Here is a 23,955-nt window from a genome sequence, read left to right as displayed (position 1 = left end):
TGCGCCTGCAATGAGCGAACTGCTACGCACGAACTGTTCCAGGCGGGGAACGCCGTGGAACCGGCTTTGCCGGGCCACTGGCGTTGCCCCCTTGAGGGGGAGGCGGCGACAGCCGCTTCGGGGGTGTTTCTCCTCACGCTGAAAGTTTTTCGAACTGGCGCGTGTCGACCGTGGCTTTGTCGAATTCGAACCAGGGATCAGGCTCGCCGTCGAGTGCGAACTGCAGCCGCTCCCACAGCGCCTTGCGGCCCTCGTGGTCGTCGAGGATCTTCTTTTTCACATAGTCCAGGCCGACGCGGTTCACGTAGTGCACCGTGCGCTCCAGGTACCAGCCCTCTTCGCGGTAGAGCTGCATGAAGGCGCCGGTGTACTCCAGCACTTCTTCCGCGGTCTTGAGCTTGGTGAAGAAGTGCGCCACCTCGGTCTTGATGCCGCCGTTGCCGGCGATGTGCATCTCCCAGCCGGAATCGACGCCGATGATGCCGACGTCCTTGATGCCGGCCTCGGCGCAGTTGCGCGGGCAACCCGACACCGCGAACTTCACCTTGTGCGGCGCGTACATGCGCCACATGGCGCGCTCCAGGTCCTTGCCCATCTGCGTGCTGTCCTGCGTGCCCATGCGGCACCACTCGCTGCCCACGCAGGTCTTCACCGTGCGCAGCGCCTTGGCGTAGGCGTGGCCACTGGGCATGCCGATGTCGCGCCACACCGCCTGCAGGTCTTCCTTCTTCACGCCCAGCAGGTCGATGCGCTGGCCGCCGGTCACCTTGACGGTCGGGATCTGGTACTTGTCCACCGCATCGGCAATACGGCGCAGCTCGTCGGCCGTGGTCTCGCCGCCCCACATGCGCGGGATCACGCTGTAGGTGCCGTCCTTCTGGATGTTGGCGTGGCTGCGTTCGTTGATGTAACGGCTTTGCGGATCGTCCTTGGCTTCCTTGGGCCAGGTGCTGATCAGGTAGTAGTTCACGGCCGGGCGGCAGGAGGCACAACCATTGGGTGTCTTCCACGCCATGAACTTGAAGACGTCGGCAATGGTCAGCAGCTTGTGTTCACGGATCGCATCACGCACCGCCTGATGGCCGTGCTCGGTGCAGCCGCACATGGCCTTGGTCTTGGGTGTGGCCGAGTAGTCGCCGCCGGCGGTGAACATCAGGATCTGCTCCACCAGCCCGGTGCAGGAGCCGCAGGAGGCGCTGGCCTTGGTGTGCTTGCGCACTTCATCCAGCGTGAACAGGCCTTTTTCCTTGATGGCCTTGCAGATGGTGCCCTTGGTGACGCCGTTGCAGCCGCACACCTCGTCCGTGTCGGCCATGGCGGCTGCCTTGCTGTGGCCTTCGTGGCCGGCGTCGCCGATGTTCGATTCGCCGAACATCAGCTTGTCGCGGATGTCGGCCACCGGGCGGCCGTCGCGCAGCAGCTTGAAGTACCAGCTGCCGTCCACCGTGTCGCCGTACAGGCAGGCGCCGACCAGCTTGTCGTCCTTCAGCACCAGCTTTTTGTAGACGCCGCCGGCCGGGTCGCTCATCACGATCTCTTCGGTGTCGTCACCGCCCATGAACTGGCCGGCAGAAAACAGGTCGATGCCGGTGACCTTGAGCTTGGTCGAGGTCAGCGAGCCGGTGTAGCGGCCGATGCCGAACTGCGCTAGGTGGTTGGCCAGCACCTTGCCCTGCTCGAACAGCGGCGCCACCAGGCCGTAGGCAATGCCGCGGTGCGCCGCGCATTCGCCCACCGCATAGATGCGCGCGTCGGTGGTGGTCTGCAGCGTGTCGCTCACCACAATGCCGCGGTTGACGTGCAGGCCCATGGACTCGGCCAGTGCCGTGTTGGGGCGGATGCCCACCGCCATCACCACCAGGTCGGCCGGCACCTCGCTGCCGTCCTTGAACTTCACGGCCTTGACGCGGCCTTTTTCGCCACCGACCAGCTCCTGTGTCTGTGCGCCGATCAGGAACTTCATGCCGCGTTCTTCCAGCGACTTCTGCAGCAGCCGGCCGGCCACGTCGTCGAGCTGGCGCTCCATCAGCCAGGGCGAGACATGCACCACGGTCACGCTCATGCCGCGTTTCATCAGGCCGTTGGCAGCCTCCAGGCCCAGCAGGCCGCCGCCGATCACCACCGCATGCTTGTAGCTGGCAGCGGCGTCGATCATGGCCTGCGTGTCAGCAATGTCGCGGTAGGCCAGCACGCCAGCCAAGTCCTTGCCCGGGATGGGCAGGATGAAGGGGTTGGAGCCAGTGGCCATGATCAGGCGGTCGTAGGGCGCACTGATCGTTTCACCGGCGGCGTTTTTCGCGTGCACCAGACGCTTGACGCGGTCGACCTCGGTCACGGTCCAGCCGGCATGCAGGGTGATGCCGTTGTCCTGGTACCAGGCCCAGTCGTTGAGGATGATGTCCTCCAGCTTCTGCTCACCGGCCAGCACCGGCGACAGCAGGATGCGGTTGTAGTTGGGGTGCGGCTCGGCACCGAAGACGGTGATGTCGTACAGGTCGGGTGCGATCTTCAGCAGCTCTTCGAGCGAGCGCACGCCGGCCATGCCGTTGCCGATCATCACCAGCTTCATCTTGTTTTTGGGGTTGACGCTCATGTCCATGATCACGCCACCTTTTCTACGTGGGCTTGCCGGGTGTAGAGGAAGTCGATCACCGCCTTGCGGCAGTTGATGTAACGCGGGTCCTCGGCCAACTGCACCCGGTTGCGCGGGCGCGGCAGGTCCACGGCCAGCACCTCGCCAATGGTGGCGGCCGGGCCGTTGGTCATCATCACAATCTTGTCGGACAGCAGTACCGCCTCATCCACGTCGTGCGTCACCATCACCACCGTGCTCTTGGTGCGCGCCACGATCTCCAGCAGTTCGTCCTGCAGTTTGGCGCGCGTCAGTGCGTCCAGGGCGCCAAAGGGCTCGTCCATCAGCAGCACTTGCGGCTCCATGGAGAGGGCGCGGGCGATACCGACGCGCTGTTTCATACCGCCGGAGATCTCGCCCGGGCGTTTCTGCGCCGCGGCGGTCAGGCCCACCAGTTCAAGGGCCGCGTCGGTACGGGCCTTGAGCTGGGCCTTGCTTTCGGCTGGGGCGCCGGTGCTTTTGCTGGCGGCGCCGAAGACCCGTTCCACCGCCAGGTAGACGTTTTCGAAGCAGGTCAGCCAGGGCAGCAGCGAATGGTTCTGGAACACCACCGCACGGTCGGGGCCAGGGCCGGCGATCTCGCGGTTGCCGCACAGCAGGGTGCCGGCGGTGGGGGTGGTGAGGCCGGCAATCAGGTTGAGCAGCGTGGACTTGCCGCAGCCCGAATGGCCGATCAGCGCCACGAACTCGCCCTTGGCAATCGTCAGGTTGATGTCGCGCAGCGCGGGGAACAGGCCCTTCTTGGTCTTGAAGGTCTGCTCGACGCCCTGGACCTCGATGAACTTGGATGTGTGGGATGCATTCATGACGTTCTCCTTTTCTTTCCGGGAGCCACCGTGGAACCGGCTTTGCCGGACCACTGGTGGCGCCCCCTTGAGGGGGTGACGCGCCCTTGGGCGCGGCTCAGGGGTGGGTTAAGTCTTCACCTCTTCGAACGTAAAGGCGCTGGCGAGCTTGATCAGGGCGTACTCGAGCAGCAGGCCGACGATGCCGATCACGAAGATGGCGATGATGATGTTCTTGACGTTGAGGTTGTTCCACTCGTCCCAGACCCAGAAGCCGATGCCCACGCCGCCGGTCAGCATCTCGGCCGCCACGATCACCAGCCAGGCGGTGCCCACCGCCAGCCGCACACCGGTCAGCATGTAGGGCAGCACGGCGGGGAACAGGATCTTGGTGGCGATCTTCCATTCCGACAGCTTGAGCACGCGCGCCACGTTCATGTAGTCCTGCGGCACGCGCTGCACGCCGACCGCGGTGTTGATGACCATGGGCCAGATCGAGCAGATGAAGATGGTCCAGATGGCGGCCGGGTTGGCGCCCTTGAACACCATCAGGCCGATCGGCAGCCAGGCCAGCGGCGAAACCGGACGCAGCAGGCTGATGAGCGGGTTGAACATACGGCTCAGGAACTCGAAGCGCCCGATCAGGAAACCCGCCGGGATGCCGACCACGGCTGCCAGGCCGAAGCCCAAGGCAACACGCTCCAGCGACATCAGCACGTTCCAGCCCACGCCCTGGTCGTTCGGACCCTTGCGGTAGAACGGATCGCTGAAGACATCCAGCGCCTGCTTGAAGGTCTCGGTCGGGCTGGGAATGCCGCTGCCGCTGCTGAGCGTCACCAGCGCCCAGATGCCGATCAGCAAGGCCAGGCCCAGCACAGGGGGGATCACACGCAAGGCCAGGCCGCGCCAGTCGTAGCCCATGGCCTGCACGGCGGCAGGCACCGGGGGGTCAGAGGGTTTTGCAACCCTGGCCCTGGTGGGGTGTGCGGCAGGCGCTACGTTTTCTGTAGCGTTCGAGGGGTGGAGCGCGACGCAGCCAAGCGGGGTTCGCTCCACCGGGGTATGAAACACGGCACTGACCATGATGGATTCCTCTCAGACCTTGACTTTGAAGCTGTCGGCGTATTTCTTCGGGTCCTTGCCGTCCCAGACCACGCCGTCCATGAACTTGGAAGAGCGCATGACGTCCTTCGGCACCGGCGCCTTGGCGGCGGTGGCGGCCTGCTTGTAGAGATCGATCTGGTTGATCTGCTTGGCCACACCCAGGTAGTCCGGGTGGTCCTTCAGCAGTCCCCAGCGCTTGTGCTGGGTCAGGAACCACATGCCGTCGCTCAGGTAGGGGAAGTTCACCGCACCGTCGTTGTAGAACTTCATGTAGTTGGGGTCGTCCCAGGTCTTGCCCATGCCGTCCTGGTAGCGGCCCAGGATGCGCTGGTTGATGGCGTCGACGCCGGTGTTGACGTAGCTCTTGTCGGCAATCGTCTCGGCCATCTTGTTCTTGTTCGACAGGCTGGCGTCGATCCACTTGCCGGCTTCGATGATGGCCGCCGTCACCGCACGCGCGGTGTTGGGGTACTTCTTGACGAAGTCGCCCGTGGTGCCCAGCACCTTCTCCGGGTGGTCCTTCCAGATGTCCTGCGTGGTGGTGGCGGTGACGCCGATGCCGTCGATGATGGCGCGGTGGTTCCAGGGCTCGCCGACGCAGAAGCCGTCCATATTGCCCACGCGCATGTTGGCCACCATCTGCGGCGGCGGCACGGTGATGACCTTGGCGTCCTTCATCGGGTTGATGCCGTTGGCCGCCAGCCAGTAGTACAGCCACATGGCGTGGGTGCCGGTGGGGAAGGTCTGGGCGAAGGTGTATTCGCGTTTCTCGCTCGCCATCAGCTTGGCCAGGCCGGCACCGTTGACGGCGCCCTTGTCGGCCAGCTTCTTGCTCAGCGTGATGGCCTGGCCGTTGTTGTTCAGGGTCATGAGCACGGCCATGTCCTTCTTCGGGCCGCTGATGCCCAGGTGCACGCCGTACACCAGGCCGTAGAGCACGTGGGCGAAGTCAAGTTCGCCGTTGACCAGCTTGTCGCGCACGCCGGCCCAGCTGGCTTCCTTGCTCGGGATGATCTTCACGCCGTACTTCAGGTCGATGCCCAGCACCGAGGCCATCACCACGCTGGCGCAGTCGGTCAGCGGAATGAAGCCGATCTTCACTTCCTTCTTCTCGGGGGCATCGGAGCCGGCGGCATAGACGGCGGCGCGCAGGGCGGGATCGATGCCGACAGCACCCACGGCGGCGGTCTGCAGCACGGCGCGGCGGCTGAGTTTGGCGTTCAGAAGATCAGGCATCACTAGCTCCTAGAGTCGACGAAGAAAACAAAAAAGGCGTCCTCACGCGGTGGGCACGTCATGACGACGGTGCCTACCGGTGGGGACGCCTTTGTCCTTTGTCGGCCGCCTCATCCGCCGTTGGATGGGGCTGCCGGCAGACCGTTAGTGGTCTTGTGTCTTCTTATGCAAGGGGCGTGCCAGCATTTGAATGCGCTTGATTGCTATTGATTTGATAGCTGGTAGCGCAATGTTCACAAGGGGTTGATGCTGTTTTGTCTTGATTTGCTGCAGTCGCACCGATTTTGTGCGGCGCACCAAAACAGTCACAGCAGGTCGGCCACGTCCAGCATGCGCTGCGCCACCTCGGCCAGTTTCAGGCCCTTGTCCATGGCCGTCTTGCGCAGCTTGGCGTAAGCGTCCGCTTCGCTCAGGCCCTGGCGCTGCATCAGCAGGCCCTTGGCACGGTCGATCAGCTTGCGCTCCTTCAGCTCGGTGCTGAGTTCGTCCAGCTCGCTGCGTGTCTCGGCCAGCGCCTGGTGCAGCGCCTGTTCGTGCTGGAAGCGCACCAGCGCCACATCCAGAATGGGGCGGATGCGTTCGGGCGACAGGCCGGCCACCACATAGGCCGTCACGCCTGCGGCCACCGCCTCGCGCACATGCGAGGTATCGCTGTCGTTGGTGAACATGACGATCGGGCGCGGCGCCTCGCGCGTGGCCATCACCACGTGCTCCAGCGCATCGCGCGCGTCGCTTTCGGCGTCGACGATCACCATGTCGGGTTGCAGTTGCGCCAGGCGATCGGCCAGAAACACGTCGGCCGGCAGGGTAGCCACCAGGTTGAAGCCGCTTTCCAGCAGGCCGATGCGCAGGCTGCGCGAGCGCTCGGCCTGGGCGATGGCATCGTCGTCATTCGGGTCGCTCACGGCCAGATCTGGGGCCACCACGACTATGCGCAAGGGTTCATGCATGATGCATTTTCTTGCAAGAATCGCGCCGGGGTATTCGCGCGGCATCCTTCAGGCGATCCGGGCCAGCAGGGGGCTGGGCGGGCAGACGCCGTTGCCTTGGGCGTAGTCGATGCCCATCGCCCGCAGGATGTCGAGGATGGCATCGTTCTCCACATGCTCGGCAACGGTCTTCTTGCCCAGGATATGGCCGATGCGGTTGACGGTTTCCGCCAGGGCCAGATCGATCTTGTCGCGCTCGATGTTGCGGATGAAACCGCCGTCGATCTTCAGGTAGTCGACCGACAGGTTTTTCAGATAACCCAGCGAGCTGTTGCCGATGCCGAAATCGTCCAGCGCAAATTCAATGCCGATCGACTTGCATTGCCGGATGAACTGTTCCGTGGCTTGCAGGTTGTTGATGGCGACGTTTTCCGTCAGCTCGAAACAGATGGTGCCGGCACCCGGCTGGTAGCGCTCGATCTGTTGCCGGATGAAGTCGAAAAAGCCCTCGGTATTGATCGACGAACCCGACAGGTTGATGCAGCAGGTCAGGGGCCCACCATTCCGCGCGTCGACCAGCTGGCGGTAGTGGCTGAACACCTGACGGATGACCCAGCGGTCGATCTCGGGCATCAGGTTGTACCGCTCGGCCGCATTCAGGAAACCCTCGGGTTCGATGAAGCCGCCATGGCCGTCTTCCATGCGCAGCAGCACCTCGAGGTGCGCGTTTTCGCCTGCCGCCGGGCTCAGGTTCAGGTAGGTCTGCTGGTACAGCACAAAGCGGTCCAGGTCAAAGGCCTCGCGGATGCGGGCCACCCAATCCGACTGAACCCGTCGTTGGGCCAGTTGCTTGTCGGTGTGCAGGAAAACACGAATCCGGTTGCGCCCCTGGTCCTTGGCCCAGTAGCAGGCGCTGTCCGCTTCGCCGATCACCTCCTCGGCACTCAGGTGCTCGGGGCTGATCACGGTCAGGCCGATGCTGACGCCGACCGAAAACACCTTGGACTCCCAGGTCATGCGGAAATCCTTGATGGCCGCCAGCAGGTCGGCGGCAATCCGCTTGGCGTGATCGATCTCGCAGCCATGCAGCAGCACGCCGAATTCATCGCCGCCCAGCCGGGCCAGCGTATCCGAGTCCCGCACGCACGAGCGCAGCAGATGGGCGAGCTGGATCAGGAACTGGTCGCCCGCCGTGTGGCCGCCGGTGTCGTTGATCACCTTGAAGGCGTCCAGATCCAGAAAGCAGATGACATGGTTTTCGCCGGACGCCTGCACGCCCAACAAGGCGGCTTTGACACGGCTTTCAAACTCACGCCGGTTGAAGAGCCCAGTCAAGGCGTCGTGGGTCGCCTCCCAGGCGCGTTGTTCGGTGAAGGCGCGGGTCAGGCTGACGTCGCGCAGCACCAGCACGCCACCGGTGATCACACCCATCTCATCAAAGATCGGTGCCGCATATTCCTCGACCGCCACGACGGACTGGTCCGGTCGGCACAGCTCACTGCGGCCCTGGCCGGCAATCACGGCCTGTTTCGCCATTGCCTGTGCCAGCGGGTCGTCCAATGGATCGTGGGTCTTGTCGTCCCGCAGGCGCACTACCGCCGCGATCGCCTGTCCGTCAACCTGTGCCAGCGTGATGCCGAGCATGTTTTGGGCGGTCAGGTTCACGTAGCGGATGCGGCCCTGCGCATCGGTCCGGATCACGGCGTCACTGATGGCCTGCAGCGTGGTCTCGGTCCGCTCCTTCTCGTCGTACAGCTCCTTCAGGATGCGTCGCAAGGCCCGCAAGGGCAGGGTGCGCACGATGAGGAAAACCAGTGCGCCGAGCAGCATGCCGTACACGGTGGCATAGACGGCGCCGTGGACCAGGCCGCGCAGCGAGGCGCGCACATCGAGCCGGCCCACCACGTGCCCGGCGTCATACAGCGGATAACTTTGGGTCAGGGTGGGGGCAGCCGGTGGCAGGCCGCTGCGATGGATCAACTGGTCGACGCTGTCGAAAACTTCAACCTGTTCGCCGGCCAGTGGCACCGGCTCCCGTGTGATCAGGCCTTCCAGCCGGTTCTTCGCGAACATCCAGGCATCGGGGTTTTCGGCAATCAGGCCGCTCAGGGCGGTGGCCTTGACTTTGGCTTTGAACTCAAGCTCGCGGTTGACATCTCTCAGTACGGTGAGGCTGTAGCCCAGGGGCGCGCTGATGACCGCCAGCACCGCGACACCAACCGCCAGACGGGTGATGACGCGCGCGATGCGATCTGAGCGGGCCTGCATGCGGCGCTGCTCAGGGCAGCCAGTGGCCTGTTTGCGTCAGGATGTCCCGGCCGGCGGGTGATCGGACGAACGAGATGAACTGCTGGACCGCCGGCGACGGCGTCGACTGCGTGATGAAAAAGAAATGCTTGGCCATGGGGTAGCGGCCACTGGCGCCGTTGTGCACCGTCGGCTCCACGCCATCCAGGGACAGGCTGCGCATCTGACGCCCCTCGGACAGGATCAATGCCAGGGTGGAGACGCCGATGGCGCCGGGCACGCTTTCGATCTTGTCGGCTGCTTCCTGGTCCGTCATGGCATAGGGCAGGCCCGGTCGCTTTTCGGCAACAGTGAGGGCCTGCTCGATGGCCGGTGACAGGGCTCTGAGCTGACGTGTGTTGTCGTCGCCCGGTTGCCGCAGAACCGGGCGAATCGTGATGCGGTCCGGCCATTGGGCCAGCTTACCGGTGTAGATGTCGGCCAACTGCTCACGGGTGAGACCGGTGACCTTGGTTTTTGGGGAGACCGCCAGTACGGTTGGCGTGCGCGCGTACTCGGTGGCGACGAGGCCTTTGCTGCGCTCTTCCTCGGTCAGCGTGCGGGAACTCAGGCCGATGTCGATGGCCCGCTGGGGCACGCCCAGCAGCGCGCCGCTGCTGCCAAGGCTGCGCAAGACGGTGACTTTCACGTCCGGGTATTTCCGGCTGTAGGCGTCGCCCAGCAGTTGCATGGTGCCCAGCGCATTGCCGGTGCCGCCGATCTTGATTTCCGTCGCCGTGGCCGTCCCAATCATGACGACGCAGGCACCCAGTGATGTGAGCCACACCCGAGCAGCATTTTTGAGTCTCAAATGCATGGATTTCCTTCGAGAACAGGACCAACGTCCCGAAACTGCGTTCATCTTCCCAGCTTATTTTGCGCAGGGCAAATTCCTTGGGATGAAACTTGATTCAGGTCAATATTGCAGGACGGCGGTGAACGTTGTGACACGTCCCTGGGCAACCGGAAGAGGCGTTGCCAGGGACGACTGCTGCCTCAGGCACTCAACCATCTGGCGGTGGCAGTTGGCCAACCAGGACCAAGTTGGTCAAGCGATTTTCTTCAGAACCTCGATCATCGTCGGGGTCAGCTGCTTGAACAGTTCCGCGTTGTAGGAGGCGCAGTACGGCACGCCATCCACGTTGCCGTAGTGGATGCTCGGATCGATGGAGTCGTCCTGCTGGCGTGTGGGGTCCATGCTGTCGACTTTGAGACGGCTACCGGGGAAATACACACGGTTGGGCTCGTTCTGTCGCAGGTTGTTCCGGGCAATCTGATGCTCGGCAATCGCGTACTTCCGCGATGTCGCGGCTGGCGTGCCTTCGGCCACTTCCGGGTCCACATTGACCGCCACGATGGACACCGTGTAGTCGCTGTTCAGATAGATCTCGAAGGTACGAAACTGCTGTGGAAAATGCTGCAGGGAGGAGGTCTCAACCTGCCAGAAACTCTTCTCAGGCACGAGCTGGGTGCGGGCTTCATCGCTGTAAGCGGGCAGCGCCTTGACCGTGTTCAAGTGCCGGTGGCCAGACATCCACATCAGCAGGTTGGGCGTGTCCTGCAGTTTGCGGATCAGGTCGGGCAACTTGACTGCGTTGTCCATGACCGCATGGGGATCATTCTGGGATGGCGATGCCTGTCCTTTGGGGTTCCACCACTCCATCAGGCTGCCACTGGCTGCCACGGCAATCGGTATGTGCGCGGCAATCACCATCAGCTGATTGTTGGCCTGCCCGGCGTCGAGCTCAGCCTGCAGCCACTTCCAGCGCACCTCGTCCAGGAAACCGTGCCCGTGAATGTCGTGGGAGCCATCCGTTTCCAGCTGGGTGTTGTCCAGCACGATGATCTTGAGCGGAATGTCCGACTTGGGAACGAAGCTGTAGCAGGCGAACCCGTTCTGACTGCGGCGCAAGGCCTCCGGCACCAGGTCAAAGCCATGGCCCTTGGGAAGGGTCGTGGTGTTGAAGAATTCCGCTATCCATTCGCTGCGCAGCAAGGCGCGCCGGTCGGGGTCGGCCGCCACTTTGGGGGGCGATTTGAAGTCTTCCGCCTTGCCCGTGTAGCGGATGGCACCATAGGGACTGGCACCATCGATCACACCCATGTAGAAGGTGTTGCCCGCGATGCCGGTGACCGGGTCATTCAGGGTTGCTTTCGAGGTTCCCGACAAGCTGGTGTTCAAGTCATACACCACCGGCGGCAATGCCATGGGCGTGGACTTGGACGCGTTGGGGATGAGCACATCGCCAACCGCCCAGACCTGATCGCTGACGTAGCTCTCGCGGATCTTGAGGGCAGGGTTTGCATCTACCGGCGCAGAGCCGATGTAGAAGTGATCGTGATTGCCCAGCGTCTGGTACCACGGGATGGATTTGTTGAGCCCGGCCGCCTGGAAAGGCCGCTGGAAATCGACCGTGTCCTCGCCCAGATGCGCGCCCGAACTCGGCCTGATGGGCTTGCCGTCGATCACGTCGAGGTACCAGCGCAATTCGTTGTACCGGCTGCTGTCGCATACATCGCCCAGCGAGATACCGAAGTCGAAGGGGCTCCGCTCATGCAGCGCATTGGCGGTCTGGATGGCGGCGTCGAGCAGTTGGGTGGTGTACATCATGACGGGCGAGTAGATCGAGGTCATCTCGCCTCCGTGGGCTGAATCAGCTTGCTGGATATAGATCAGCTGGTTGGGCGCCTCCTTGTCCGTGATGTGGATGTCGGTCATGGCAAAAAAATTCGCCAGCCGCTTGCGCTTGGCAGGCGCAGCGTAGTTGCCCGCGTTGGCCAGCAAGTCATAACGTGGCACGACAGGAAGACCGCCGGCGAGCCGATACTTTCCGTAGCCGTACCTGTCGTAGTCCTGAACGTGGCTCATCTCCGTGGCATGCAGGCCCTTGTTCGATTTGGGTTTGTCGATGGGCGTCGCAGAAAAGTCGAAGGCCAACATCTGCTCGGTCGTTTTCTTGACCTTCCTGCCATCGATCGGATAACTGCGCAGCTGATGGTTGCTGCCGCCATAGGCCGTTGAGAAAGTGGTTCCGGAGAGCCCGGCCACGACACCGAAAGAGTACTTGACGAATTGGCGTCGGTCCAACCCCGTACTGCGCGTTACGGCACCAGTTGTGGGCCTGGTCGAAGTTGTCTGGGGGGTGTCGGGTTTCATTCTGTTTTTCTTCAATGGGAGGTATTCGAGGTGCAGCGCCGAGAGCTTTTTTATCAAATTAAACCACTTGGGCATTCTGTCACCATCGGAAGAGAATTAGAAGGAATGGAGCCGATGGCCCAAGGGCAACGGACGTATCCCGCCTCACTCCGCGTAGAATTCCAATCGCTCCGGGGTGCAACCCTGCCGGTAATGGCAGCGTGGCTGAGATGGTGACACCGAACCCGCGAACTTGACTCGGATCATGCCGACGTAAGAAGAGCTGTCAGGAACAAGCGTCCCGCCCTGCCACCCCTTTCGGAGCACCCGTGCGAAGCACATCACCGGAAGAAGGGCGAACGTGAACGACACCTCCACAGCAATGCAAGCCAAGGCCAGCGGTCTGGATGACGCGCTGGTGGCCGATCTGCTGGCCTTCATCGCGCAACCCGGCTCGACCGACGATGCCTTCAACGCACTCGCCCTGCGTCTGTTCGCCCACCAGTTCCAGCACAACGCACCTTTTCAGCGCTACTGCCAGCAACGCGGCCGCACGCCGCGCACCGTGAAAAACTGGCGTGACATTCCGGCCGTGCCGATCAATGCCTTCAAGGACCTCACGCTCAGCTGCGTGCCGCCAGATGCCTGCGAGCGCGTCTTCATGACCAGTGGCACCACGCGCGGCGACGTGAAAGGCCGGCACTACCACCCGCATCTGCAGGTGTACGACCTGTCCATGACACGCAACTTCCGCCAGCGTTTCATGGCGGGCGCTGAACGCATGCGCATGGGCCTCCTGTTCCCGGACGAGCAGCTCATGCCCAACTCCTCGCTGGCGCACTACCTGGCGCTGGCGCTGCACGCGTTCGGTACGCCCGAGAGTCGTTACTTCATGGACCAGGACGGCCTGCAGCTCGAAGACCTGTGCGAGACGTTGCGGCAGGTGCAGCGCAGCGGCGAACCCTTCGCCTTGCTGGGTGCCAGCTACAGTTTCGTGCACCTGATGGACGCCTTGCAGGCGGCTGGCTTGCAGTTCCAGTTGCCGGCGGGCAGCCGCCTGCTCGACACCGGCGGCTTCAAGGGCCAATCGCGCGAGATGGACATGGAGGCGTTCTACGTCCAGCTCTCGGCCACCTTCGGCGTCCCGCGCAGCCAGTGCATCAACATGTACGGCATGACCGAGCTCAGCACCCAGTTCTACGACGACGGCAACGCCGTGCTGCCTTCGCCCAAGTCCGGCCCGCACTGGATCCGTTCGCGCCTGCTCGACCCCCTGAGTGGTCAGGAAGCCCCCTTCGGTGAGCGCGGCATTTTGGCGCATTGCGACCTGGGCAACTTCAATTCCGTCACCACCATCCTGACCGAAGACGTCGGTGTGGCGGTTGATGACGGCTTCCTGCTGCTGGGCCGTGCCCAAGGAGCGCAGGCCAAGGGCTGCTCGATTGCGGTGGACGACTTCCTGCGGGCGGCGCAGAGCGGAGCCGCGGCATGACGCTGAAAGCCGTCGCGGCTTACCTGCCGGGCTTGCCAGCCGAACAGGTGCAGTGGCAGACGCTGCGCTTTGGTGTGGGCGCGGATGGTGTCGAAGTCGCTGTGCCGCATTTGACGCCGGCGCAGCTGACAGCCCTGGCCGCGCACGTGCGCGAGGCCGGTCGCCAGCAGCTCAAGCGCGTGCCGGTGTCGCAGATCATTGCCGCCATCGACCGCGCCGTGGCTCGCCTGCTGGATGCCAACGACCCCTACCGCGTCGAGGCCGATCGGCTGCTGCCCCTGGTGAGCGGCTTCGATGCCGAGATGGTGCGCCTGGGGCTCAACGCCTATCTCAAGACCTTCCGCGCGCCGCAGCTGCAGCGCTTTGTGGCCGAGGACTTCGCCAACCCCAAGCTGCTCGACGAATTCCAGCCCGTGGTCAAAGGCGGCATGGCGCGCGCGCTCGGCCCCGAGCTGCTGATGCACGTCTGGGCCGGCAATGTGCCGGGCCTGCCGCTGTGGAGCCTGGTCTGCGGCCTGCTGGTCAAGGCGCCGGCCATCGGCAAGGTGGCCAGTGCCGAGCCGGTGTTCGCCGCGCTGTTCGCACGCCTGCTGGCCGAGGTCGAACCGCGCCTGGCCGATTGTCTGGCCGTGCTCTGGTTCAAGGGCGGCGATACGGTGAGCGAAAAAACCTTGTTTGCCGAAGCCGACACGGTGCTGGCCTACGGCGGCAACGACACGCTGGCTGCCTTGCGCCAGCAGGTGCCGGTGGGCACGCGCTTCCTGCCGCACGGCCACAAGCTCAGCCTGGGCCTGGTCTCCAGCGCGGTGCTCGACGCCCAGCATGCCCAGGCAGCAGCGCGCCAGGCGGCGCTCGATGTGGTGCGCTACGAGCAGCAGGGCTGCTACTCGCCGCATGTGTTCTATGTGGCGCGTGGCGGCCGTGTCACGCCGCGCGAGTTTGCACAACTGCTGGCGGGTGAACTGGCCGCGTTGCAGCACAAGTTCGCGCGCCGCACGCTGACATTGGAAGAAGCGACCAGCGTGGCCGGCTGGCGCGAGCGGCAGGAACTCAAGGGCTTTGCGCAAACCGGTGTGGAACTAATGGGCGATGCCACGGTACCGTGGTGCGTGGCCTATGCGGAGGTGGCGAGTGCGCTGCAGCCCTGTGCCCTGAACCGCACGGTGCAGGTGCAGGCGGTGGCGCGGCTGGACGCTGCCATGCCTTTGATTGCCGCGCAGCGTGACATTCTGCAGACGGTGGGGCTGGCCGCGGCGCCGCATGAGTTGTACGCCCTGGCGGAAGCGCTGGGGCAGGCCGGTGCCACCCGCATCTGCGCCCTGGGTGCCATGACGGCGCCCGAGGCCGGCTGGCACCACGACGGGCGCTTCAGCCTGCTGGATCTGGTGCGCATGGTCGAACTGGAACAGTCGGCAGAAACGGCGGCGGAAGATTTCGCGCCGTACAAGGATTGAGGACGATGGCCTTCCTCGACATGCAAGGCGTGAGCTACACCTACCCCGGCTGGCCGCCGGTGGTGCAGCGCGTGGACTGGGACATCGCGCAGGGCGAGTTCCATTGCCTGGTAGGGCGCAGCGGCTGCGGCAAGACCACGCTGCTCAAACTCGCCGCCGGCCTGCTGCAGCCCGACGAAGGCCGGGTCAGCCTGCAGGGGCAGGCGGTGCGCCAGCCCGGGCCGGGCACCGGTTTCGTGTTCCAGGCCCCCACGCTGCTGGACTGGCTCACCGTGCTGGACAACGTACTGCTGCCCGTGACCTTGCAGCGCAAACCGACCGTGGCCGACGTGGCGCGCGCCGAGCAACTGCTGACGCAGATGGGCTTGGCCTCGCATGCCAACCATTACCCGCGCCAGTTGTCGGGCGGCCAGCAAAGCCGGGTGGCGATTGCGCGCGCGCTGGTGCTGGAGCCGGCGATTTTGTTGATGGACGAGCCCTTTGCCGCGCTCGACGCCATCACGCGCGAGGAACTGCAGGACGAGTTGCAGGCCATGTGCCGCGCGCGCGGCACCTCGGTCTTTTTCGTCACGCACGACATCGCCGAGGCGGTGTACCTGGCCGACCGGGTGGCGGTGATGGAGGGCGGCCGCATCCGGCACGATGTCCGCGTTGAACTGCCGCGCTCGCGCAGCCAGGACGTGCGCTACAGCGCTGCCTTCAATGCCCTCTGCGCCGAGCTGCGCCAGGCCATGGACGCGGAGGTGGCTGCTTGAAATACCCGCGTCTTCTCGCTTTCGCACTGCTGCTCGGCCTGCTCGCGCTCTGGGAAGCCGCCGTGCCGGCCTTCCGCTTCTCCGCGCTCGTGCTGCCTGCGCCCAGTGCCATCGGTGCAGCCCTGTGGCGCGGCTTTGCCACCGGCTACTTCTGGCCGCACATCGGGCAGACCCTGCTGGAGCTGGCGTTGGGTCTGGGGCTGGGCGTGCTGTTGGGTTTTGCCGGCGGCGTGCTGCTGGGCGAATCGGCCGCGCTGCGCCGCGTGCTCATGCCCTATGTGGTGACCAGCCAAGTCATCCCGAAGCTGGCGCTGGTGCCGCTGTTCATCGTCTGGCTGGGCTTCGGCACCGCGCCCACGGTGCTCATCACCGCGCTGATCTGCTTCTTCCCCCTGCTGGAGAACACACTGACCGCCGTGGCGCAGGTGGATGCGGCCCGGCTCGAGCTGTTCCGCATGCTGGGCGCGAGCCGCTGGCGGACCCTGTGGCGCCTCAAGATTCCGGCCGCCTTGCCCACCATCCTGGCCGGCCTGCGCGTGGCCGTGGTGCTGGCGCTGGTGGGGGCCGTGGTGGGCGAGTTCATCGGTGCCAGCCGCGGCCTGGGGGCGCTCATCATCGCCTCGCAGGCGTCCATGGACACGGCGCTGATGTTCGCGGCGCTGGTGCTCATCACCGGCATCGGCCTGCTGCTGTACGAAGCCGCGCTGCTGCTGGAGCGCCGGTTGCTCCGACCCTATTCCAACCCCAAGTCAAACTGAACCCGAGAGAGGACACGAGGATATGAAACGCAACACCCTGCGCATGCTGGCCGCCATCGCGCTGGCCACCCTGGGCACCGGCACGGCCCTGGCCCAGGACCCGAAACTGGAGAAGGTCACCATCGCCGGCTGGGGCGGTCCGATTTCCGAGATCACCAACATCCTGGTCGAGCCCGACAAGGGCTTCTTCCGCGCCCGCGGCATCGAGCTGGTCTACATGCCCGGCGCGGGCGGCGGCGACGCGGTGCGCAACCTGCTCAGCGGCCAGGCCGACGTGGCCTTCACCGATCCCGGCTCCTTCTACGGCGGGCTGGACAAGGGCGAGAAGCTGCGCGCCATCTACGACATTTACCCGCAGAACGTCTTCAACGTGGTCTCGCTCAAGAGCGCCAACATCAGCAAGCCGGCCGACCTCAAGGGCAAGAAGATCGGCGTCTACAGCCTCTCCAGCGGCACCCTGACCAATCTGCAGCTGCTGCTCAACCAGGCCGGTCTGAGCACCAAGGACGTGACCATCGTCGTCACCGGTCTGCTGAACTTCGCGCCGCTCATGCAGGGCCAGGTGGACGCCACTGCCGCCACCGACACCGGCCTGCTGGTGGCGCGCGCCAAGGGCGTGGGCGACGTGAACGTGATGGAGGTGCGCCACTCGCTCAACCTTTCCAGCGATCTCTTCATCGTGCGCGAGGACACTTTCCAGCAGAAGAAGGACCTGCTCAAGCGTTTCCTCGCTGCCTACCGCGACAGCGCGCAGTGGATGATCGACCACCCCGAGGAGGCCGCCAAACTCGCCGTCAAGCGCGCCATCAACGGCCAGAACGAAGCTGTGAACCTGGAGGTGATCAAGCTGCGCAACGCCACCAGCGTTTCGCCGCTGACGCAGCAAAAAGGCCTGGGCGCCATCGACGTGGACACACTGCAGAAGGGCGCCCGCGCCTGGAAGCAGATCGGCCTGATCGAACGCAACCTGGACATGAAGGCCGTGGTCAGCCAGGACCTGCTGCCGGGCCGGAAGTAAGCCATGAATTTTCAGGGCCAGGTCATCCTCGTCACCGGCGCCAGCCGCGGCATCGGTGCGGCCATTGCGCAGGCGTTTGCGGCCGAAGGCGGCTTCGTGATCGTCAACTACCTGCGCAACGAGGCCGCGGCCGAAGCGGTGGTGGCGCAGTGCAAGGCTGCCGGCGGTGACGCTTGGGCGATTCGTGCCGATGTCAATGATCCGGCGCAGGTGCAGGCCATGGTGGCCCAGGTACTGGCCGAAGTGGGGCGCATCGACGTGCTGGTGAACAACGCCTTTGCGCCCTACCGCTTCGACCCCGAGCAGCGCAAGCGCTTCTGGGAGCTGGACTGGAGCGACTACCAACGCCAGGTGGACGGTGCCGTGCACGCCACCTACAACGTCTGCCAGGCCGTGCTGCCGCACTTGCGCCAGCGCGCGCAAGGCAGCATCGTCAACCTGGCGAGCGACTTGGTGGCGCGGCCGGTGGTGCCGTACCACGACTACAGCACCGCCAAGTCGGCGCTGGTCGGCTTCAGCCGCAACCTGGCGGCCGAACTCGGGCCGCTGGGCATCCGCGTCAACTGCGTGGCGCCCGGCCTGGTCTACCCGACCGACGCCAGCCGCGCGACCAAGGAGGACGTGAAGGAGGCCATCGTGGCGCAGACGCCGCTGCGTCGCATCGCCACGCCGGCCGACGTGGCCGGGCCGGTGCTGTTCCTCGCTTCCGACTGGAGCCGCTTCATGACCGGGCAGGTGTTGATGGTGGATGGCGGGCTGGTGATGCGCTGAGGCGGCGCCGGGTTCCAGGCACCCGGGCTGCGCTGGCTCAAGTCAAAAGAATGGCAGGAACAGGTCCCTGAGCTTGCGGAGCGCAAGCAGTTCCGTGGGAAGGTAGTCCCCATCGGCGTCCCAGTCGCAGTAGATCAGGCCGGTCACCTTGGGGTTGGCGATCGGCACGATGACAAACTTGGTGACGTGGGGAAAGAGGCGCCGGTAGTCCGGGGGCAGCGCCGAAGGCCGCAGCTTGGCGGCATCGTTGATCGCAATGTCGACGTTGTTCTGGATGGCCGCATGAAAGGCCGTGGGCTTGAATTCGGCCGACACACTGAACTCCGAGCGCAGCGCGGCCACGCGCTGGCCCAGGCCGGCACGGATGACGAAGTCGCCTTTGGCGTCGCGCGCCAATAGCAGGCAATGGCTGGTCTTGAGCACATGGTGGATGCTGCTGAACATGGCGCCGGCCAGGGCCTCGGGCGTGTCCCATTTCTCGGCGGCTAGCTCGTGGTAGAGCGCCTCCAGCGCCATGCCGGCCGGAATGTGTTGCGGCTGGCTGAGGACGGTGGCACCCACATCGTCCAGCTTGCGCTGGATGAGCAGGCGCAGACGAGATTTATCCACGTCAGGCAACGCCAGCTGCTCGGTCAACTGCGCGAGTTCGTCCACTTTGCCGTCGAGAATGAGGTGGGAGGCGGTGCTGGCCAGGCGGGCCGCCTGCACAACCGTGCTGTCGCCCGTGCCGTCGATGATGCCCATGATGGAGTCGGGCAGGTTCCAGCGCTTGGCGACTTCGACCCCGAGTTGCGGTAGGGTCATGCCCAGCACCAGGCGGGCGGCCTGCTCGGGATCGGTGCCGGCGACGATCCGGGCTTGGACCCGGGTCATTTCATCGGGCAGGAACCTGGCGGCGACCAGGCGCCCCAGGTCAATCATGAGGCCGGCTACCGAGAGGTCTTCCGAGCGGTCCGGATAGAGGCTGCGCGCCAGTTCGGAAGCCAGCAAGGTCTGGGAGAGGTGCCGGTCGTCCCGGATTTCGGCTTCGCTGGCCATGGCGGTGCTGATCACCACATGTAGCAGGGAGTCGGTGCCGAGGATCTGCACCGCCGCGCTCACCGACGAGGCCTCCTTGGCAAAAGGCGCGTACATGATGGAGTTGGCCAGCTTGAGCACCTTTTGCGTGAGCGCGAAGTCCTCGCTGATGTACCGGGCCAGCGTGTGGTGATTGCTCTTTTCATTGCGCAGGGTCCCCAGTACCGAACTGACGATGCCTTCCATCGCCGGGATACCCTTGGTGCTGCGCATCGCGGCAAACAATTTGTCGACGGTGGGGTGGCTCATGACGTGTTCTTGTTATGCGTGCTATCCAGAAGCCCGAGCAAGGCTTCTGCCTCCATCGGCCGCCCCAGCAGGTAGCCCTGAACGAAATTGCAGCCGGCACTTTTCAGGAAATCAAATTGTGCCTGTGTCTCCACCCCTTCGGCCACGACGCGCAAGTCGATGCTATGCGCCAGATGGATCATGGCCACGATGAGCTTGCGGTCCGGGTCGCCCGAGGCGGAGACCGGGTCGAGTTTCGCGACAAAAGATCGGTCGATCTTGATGCCGGAGACCGGAAAGCGCGTGAGGTAGGCCAGGCTGGAAAAACCGGTGCCGAAATCGTCGATCGCAATGCGTATGCCCTGCTCGCGCAGGAGGGCAAGCGACTGTTCGGTCTGTTGCCGGCTTTGCATGAGGGTGGACTCGGTGATTTCCAGCACCAGCTGGGTGGGGTCGATGTCGAGCTCCTGCACCGTGTTCATCACCGGCACATGGAAGTCGTCTTCCCCGAACTGCAGCGGAGAGACATTGACGGACATCGAGAATTTCGGACTGAGCTGCTGGAACTGCCGGAGGTGCTGGCACGCATAGCGCAACGCCCATTTGCCCAGCACGGGCATCAGGCCGACTTTCTCCGCGATCGGGATGAATTCGGCTGGCGAGACCGGCCCCAGCGTCCGGCTGGTCCAGCGCATCAGGGCTTCGGCGCCCACGATCCGGCGTTGGATGTCGAACAGCGGCTGGTAGACGAGTGAGAACTCCCCTTCTTCAATGCCCTCGTACAGGGCCGCCTGGATAGAAAAGTCAGAGTTTCCGCTCTGCGGGGCATAGACGCTGAAGCGGTTCTTGCCATCGCTCTTGGCGCGGTGCATCGCAATGTCGGCGTTGTTGAACAGGCGGGAGTAGTCCGCGCCGTGGCCAGGGAACTCGGCCAAACCGATGCTCGCGCCCAGATAGGCCTGTTGTCCGGCCACGTGGTAGGGGCGGGCGATGGCGAACAGCACTTCCTGCATGAGGGCCTGACTAGCGTGCGCGTCCTTGTCCGGCAGCAGCATCACAAACTCGTCGCCTCCCAGGCGGGCCACGAGGTTCGGCGGGAGGGTGAGGCGGGTCAGCCGCTGAACCGTCTCGGCCAACACGGCATCGCCCGCGTGGTGCCCGAGGTTGTGATTGACCCGGTTGAGGCCATCGAGGTCCAGCAGGCCCAACACAAAGGGACGGTTGCCCTGGGCAATGAGCGCCTCCACGGCCTGCTGCAAAAAGGTGCGATGGGCCAAGCCACTCAGTTCCTCGCGCCCGGGGACGGCAGGCAGCGCGGCCATGCCTCCGATCCAGGACGAGATGTCGATCATGCACACGACGAACTGCTGTGCCTGCGGAAGGGCATAGACCCGCAGGTTCACCCAGCAGGGGTGCTCGCCCCTGAGCAGGCGCGCATCGCAATTCAAGAGCTGATGCCCGGTGGGCATCTTGTGCTGGAAGGTGGATATGTCGTCCGGGTGCAGGAGATCAAGAAAGCTGCGCGGCAGTTGATCCCCCGGGCTCATTCCCAGCCAGCGCTTGCCGGCTTCCGACACGAACTGGATCTGAAATTCCGCATCGATGCGGAACGCGGCGTCCAGCACGCGATCCAGATTGGTAGAAGGAAACGAGCCATGCATAGGGCATCAGTGTATTACCGGCAGGACCGTCTGGACGATCCCGTCATCGGGAGACGGCGGTGAGTTCCGGAAGGGCTCTACACTTGACCCTATGTCAGATACCGCGCCCCTGATTCTGGGCATCGAATCCTCCTGCGACGAAACCGGCGTCGCCCTGGTGCAAGCCAATGGCAGCCCGGTGCCGCAGTTGTTGTCGCACGCGCTCTTCAGCCAGATCGAGATGCACCAGGCCTATGGCGGTGTGGTGCCCGAGCTGGCCAGCCGCGACCACATCCGCCGCGTGCTGCCGCTCACCAATCAGGTGATGGCCGAGGCCGGCAAGTCGCTGCAGGACATCGACGTGGTGGCCTACACGCGCGGCCCCGGCTTGGCCGGCGCGCTGCTGGTGGGCGCCGGTGTGGCCTGCGCGCTCGGTGCGGCCCTGGGCAAGCCGGTGCTGGGCGTGCACCACCTGGAAGGGCATTTGCTGTCGCCGTTCCTGAGTGCCGACCCACCCGAGTTCCCCTTTGTCGCCTTGCTGGTCTCGGGCGGTCACACGCAGCTGATGCGGGTGGACGGCGTCGGACGCTACGAAATCCTGGGTGAAACCATTGACGATGCCGCAGGTGAGGCCTTTGACAAGTCAGCCAAGCTCATGGGCCTGGGTTATCCCGGCGGGCCGGCCTTGTCCCGTCTGGCGGAGCAGGGTGATGGCACCGCTTTCAAGCTGCCGCGCCCTCTGCTGCACAGCAGCAACCTCGACTTCTCTTTTGCCGGCCTGAAAACGGCGGTGCTGACGCAGGCGCAGCGTCTGGGGGCTGAGCTGGAAGTGCGCAAGGCGGATCTCGCCGCCTCAACGCAGGCTGCCATCGTCGAAGTGCTGGTGAAGAAGTCGCTCGCCGCACTCGATGAGACGGGTATGAAGCGCCTGGTGGTGGCCGGCGGCGTGGGGGCCAACCGGCATCTGCGCGAGCAACTGAATGCCCAGTGCGCCAAGCGCAAGGTGCGCGTGCACTACCCCGAACTGCACCTGTGCACCGACAACGGTGCCATGATCGCCATGGCCGCGGCCATGCGGCTGCAGGCCAGCATGCAAGAGGCCAGCCGGGCCTACACCTTCGAGGTCAAGCCACGCTGGCCGCTGGATGCGATCAGCCAGTCTGTGTGAGATTGTGGTCGTGCGGCTACGTGTCGCAACGGTTTGGAGTCCAGGTCTTGGCGAACTTGTTCATGGTTCTTCCGAAGCCGCCCGCGGAAACACGACTGGTATAAATCAAGCACTTACAACACATTAAGGGAGGGCGGCGTGAACTCGGTCAGTAAGACAATTTTGACGTCCATATCAAGTTGGGGCGCTCAATGACAGCCGCCGCACTGAGATACTTGATCGTTCTCACGATGCTGTTGTGTTGTCAGGTGTCTTGGTCCGCAGGCTATGTGGTCGAGAAGGCACTTCAATCTGACTTAGGAGAAATCCAAGTCGTACGAAGCATCTACAGCGACGGGACCAACGGCCCACCCTCTACGATCTTGCTAAACGGAAAGGCAATATTTAGAGCCGACTCCAAAGAGCCTTACCTGGAACTACACGGGTTATATAGATTTAGCGGTGGACAGGCGGTACTGATCAGTCAAAACTGTGGCGGCTCAGGATGTCGCGTCGATCCACTATTTTTCATTGTGCTCAGTAAAGAGTCGAAGCCTTTGGTGGTCACAAACAAAGACTTCAATTCAGAGACCTACTTTATTCAGGCAAAAGAGGAGTCTGGAAAGATCATTGTCGACTTAGGGTTTTTTCGGCAAAAGAAGAAAGTTGCGGTATTGGATTCTGGGTACTTGTCGGTCGTACTTGTAGAGGTTTCTAACCAGAAGCTTACTGACGGCCAATGTGGCTCTTTGTACAAAGCTGCAGATGCATGTGTCCGGGATCATTCATCAAAATTGGGGTGCTCAAGCTATGCCAAAGCAGACTTTTCCGCGGGCGGTTTTTGGGGCTCCAACTCTGAAGTGTGGGCTGTTCGCAATGTGTCACATTACCCAGGATTCAATCGTGACGGATTCATCCAGGCTTGCGGCTCCGCGTGCACTACCGGCACCTTAGTGCCTTACGAGGCATTTCGGGACCAGGCATGTATACAACTTGCCCCAACCCGTCATTCTTCCGAGCCAACTGCCGGAAGTGCAGGTCGCTGAATTCATACGTTGAAGCCATGAAAAAGGCCGCGAATTTCGCGGCCTTTTTCATGTTGTCGAACAGACTCAGTTGATCGTCAGCTTGGTGACTTTGCTCTCCGGCTGCACCTTGGCCAGCTTGAGGGTCAGCACACCGTTTTCCAGCTTGGCAACGCTGGAAGCCGCATCAATGTCCTGTGGCAGTTCGTAAGCGGCCTTGTACTGGCGCGCGGCTTCCGGCAGGCTTTCCAGGCGCACCACATTGCCTTCGATGCCGATCGACAGCTGCTCGCGCGTCACGCCCGGCACGTCGAAGCTCAGGGTGTAGGCCTTGTCGTCCTGTTCGATGCGGCAGCTGTTGGTCTGGGCGATCGGGGCCTGCAGGGCAGCGTCGAAGAAGCGGTCCAGCGAGCGCATGGAGGGGGCGAAAGCGGAACGGCGGATGACGGGGGCGAACAACATGATCGAACTCCTGGTTAAGG

The 23,955-nt window shown here is 63.8% G+C and carries 19 protein-coding genes and 1 riboswitch; of the genes, 8 read left to right on the top strand and 11 right to left on the bottom strand.

Annotated features, from left to right (window positions below; all coding sequences use genetic code 11):
* Positions 1 to 133 precede the first annotated feature (133 nt).
* From nirB to CDE01S_RS05590, 8 genes are all read right to left on the bottom strand, one after another.
* A complete protein-coding gene (nirB, locus tag CDE01S_RS05625) occupies positions 134 to 2,599 on the bottom strand; it encodes a nitrite reductase large subunit NirB (protein WP_066704830.1) in 2,466 nt (821 codons plus the stop codon).
* Between the two features lie 2 nt (positions 2,600 to 2,601).
* Positions 2,602 to 3,438, bottom strand: coding sequence for an ABC transporter ATP-binding protein (locus tag CDE01S_RS05620; RefSeq protein ID WP_066704828.1), 837 nt, complete (start codon positions 3,436 to 3,438; stop codon positions 2,602 to 2,604).
* Between the two features lie 108 nt (positions 3,439 to 3,546).
* Positions 3,547 to 4,500 (bottom strand): nitrate ABC transporter permease, encoded by a 954-nt coding sequence (ntrB, locus tag CDE01S_RS05615; protein ID WP_084382754.1) that lies wholly within the window; start codon positions 4,498 to 4,500, stop codon positions 3,547 to 3,549.
* A 12-nt stretch (positions 4,501 to 4,512) separates the two neighbouring features.
* On the bottom strand, positions 4,513 to 5,757 hold the full coding sequence (locus CDE01S_RS05610) for a CmpA/NrtA family ABC transporter substrate-binding protein (RefSeq protein ID WP_066704826.1): 1,245 nt from the start codon (positions 5,755 to 5,757) through the stop codon (positions 4,513 to 4,515).
* 305 nt (positions 5,758 to 6,062) lie between these two features.
* Complete coding sequence (locus CDE01S_RS05605; protein ID WP_066704824.1) at positions 6,063 to 6,707, bottom strand: ANTAR domain-containing response regulator; 645 nt, start codon at positions 6,705 to 6,707, stop codon at positions 6,063 to 6,065.
* Between the two features lie 48 nt (positions 6,708 to 6,755).
* Positions 6,756 to 8,954: an EAL domain-containing protein gene (locus CDE01S_RS05600; protein ID WP_066704822.1), complete on the bottom strand. Its 2,199-nt coding sequence runs from the start codon at positions 8,952 to 8,954 to the stop codon at positions 6,756 to 6,758.
* A gap of 10 nt (positions 8,955 to 8,964) precedes the next feature.
* Positions 8,965 to 9,783, bottom strand: coding sequence for a substrate-binding domain-containing protein (locus tag CDE01S_RS05595; RefSeq protein WP_169802242.1), 819 nt, complete (start codon positions 9,781 to 9,783; stop codon positions 8,965 to 8,967).
* A gap of 237 nt (positions 9,784 to 10,020) precedes the next feature.
* A complete protein-coding gene (locus CDE01S_RS05590; protein WP_218016503.1) occupies positions 10,021 to 12,060 on the bottom strand; it encodes a TIGR03768 family metallophosphoesterase in 2,040 nt (679 codons plus the stop codon).
* Between the two features lie 230 nt (positions 12,061 to 12,290).
* A riboswitch (TPP riboswitch) is annotated at positions 12,291 to 12,405 on the top strand.
* A gap of 85 nt (positions 12,406 to 12,490) precedes the next feature.
* Here CDE01S_RS05590 and CDE01S_RS05585 point away from each other — a divergent pair.
* The 6 genes from CDE01S_RS05585 to CDE01S_RS05560 are packed head-to-tail and all read left to right on the top strand — an operon-like array spanning position 12,491 to position 18,356.
* Positions 12,491 to 13,600, top strand: a complete 1,110-nt coding sequence (locus CDE01S_RS05585; RefSeq protein ID WP_066704819.1) for a LuxE/PaaK family acyltransferase — start codon at positions 12,491 to 12,493, stop codon at positions 13,598 to 13,600.
* Complete coding sequence (locus CDE01S_RS05580) at positions 13,597 to 15,054, top strand: acyl-CoA reductase (RefSeq protein ID WP_066704818.1); 1,458 nt, start codon at positions 13,597 to 13,599, stop codon at positions 15,052 to 15,054. The genes CDE01S_RS05585 and CDE01S_RS05580 overlap by 4 nt, the downstream gene beginning before the upstream one ends.
* Before the next feature lie 5 nt (positions 15,055 to 15,059).
* Positions 15,060 to 15,809, top strand: coding sequence for an ABC transporter ATP-binding protein (locus tag CDE01S_RS05575; RefSeq protein ID WP_066704817.1), 750 nt, complete (start codon positions 15,060 to 15,062; stop codon positions 15,807 to 15,809).
* A complete protein-coding gene (locus tag CDE01S_RS05570) occupies positions 15,806 to 16,567 on the top strand; it encodes an ABC transporter permease (protein WP_066704815.1) in 762 nt (253 codons plus the stop codon). Before CDE01S_RS05575 ends, CDE01S_RS05570 begins: the two co-directional genes overlap by 4 nt.
* A gap of 22 nt (positions 16,568 to 16,589) precedes the next feature.
* Positions 16,590 to 17,585 carry an ABC transporter substrate-binding protein gene (locus CDE01S_RS05565; protein WP_066704813.1) on the top strand — a complete coding sequence of 332 codons (996 nt, stop codon included), beginning with the start codon at positions 16,590 to 16,592 and terminating at the stop codon, positions 17,583 to 17,585.
* A gap of 3 nt (positions 17,586 to 17,588) precedes the next feature.
* On the top strand, positions 17,589 to 18,356 hold the full coding sequence (locus tag CDE01S_RS05560) for a 3-oxoacyl-ACP reductase (RefSeq protein ID WP_066704811.1): 768 nt from the start codon (positions 17,589 to 17,591) through the stop codon (positions 18,354 to 18,356).
* A gap of 42 nt (positions 18,357 to 18,398) precedes the next feature.
* Here CDE01S_RS05560 and CDE01S_RS05555 read toward each other — a convergent pair whose 3' ends face one another.
* Together CDE01S_RS05555 and CDE01S_RS05550 are read right to left on the bottom strand one after the other, a co-directional pair.
* Positions 18,399 to 19,682: an HDOD domain-containing protein gene (locus CDE01S_RS05555; RefSeq protein WP_066704809.1), complete on the bottom strand. Its 1,284-nt coding sequence runs from the start codon at positions 19,680 to 19,682 to the stop codon at positions 18,399 to 18,401.
* Positions 19,679 to 21,286 carry a GGDEF domain-containing protein gene (locus CDE01S_RS05550; RefSeq protein ID WP_066704807.1) on the bottom strand — a complete coding sequence of 536 codons (1,608 nt, stop codon included), beginning with the start codon at positions 21,284 to 21,286 and terminating at the stop codon, positions 19,679 to 19,681. Before CDE01S_RS05550 ends, CDE01S_RS05555 begins: the two co-directional genes overlap by 4 nt.
* Positions 21,287 to 21,413: 127 nt before the next feature.
* Here CDE01S_RS05550 and tsaD point away from each other — a divergent pair, with 127 nt between their 5' ends.
* Both tsaD and CDE01S_RS18435 read left to right on the top strand, forming a co-directional pair.
* Positions 21,414 to 22,469: a tRNA (adenosine(37)-N6)-threonylcarbamoyltransferase complex transferase subunit TsaD gene (gene tsaD, locus CDE01S_RS05545; protein ID WP_066704805.1), complete on the top strand. Its 1,056-nt coding sequence runs from the start codon at positions 21,414 to 21,416 to the stop codon at positions 22,467 to 22,469.
* Positions 22,470 to 22,660: 191 nt separating this feature from the next.
* Entirely contained in the window at positions 22,661 to 23,494 is an 834-nt protein-coding gene (locus CDE01S_RS18435) for a hypothetical protein (protein WP_157077051.1), read from the top strand.
* 66 nt (positions 23,495 to 23,560) lie between these two features.
* Here CDE01S_RS18435 and CDE01S_RS05540 read toward each other — a convergent pair whose 3' ends face one another.
* Entirely contained in the window at positions 23,561 to 23,935 is a 375-nt protein-coding gene (locus tag CDE01S_RS05540) for an Hsp20/alpha crystallin family protein (RefSeq protein ID WP_066704803.1), read from the bottom strand.
* Positions 23,936 to 23,955: the final 20 nt, after the last annotated feature.

This window comes from Curvibacter delicatus NBRC 14919, assembly GCF_001592265.1.
In the GTDB taxonomy this organism is placed as follows: domain Bacteria; phylum Pseudomonadota; class Gammaproteobacteria; order Burkholderiales; family Burkholderiaceae_C; genus Hylemonella; species Hylemonella delicata.
This window is presented reverse-complemented; position numbering and strand designations above follow the sequence as displayed.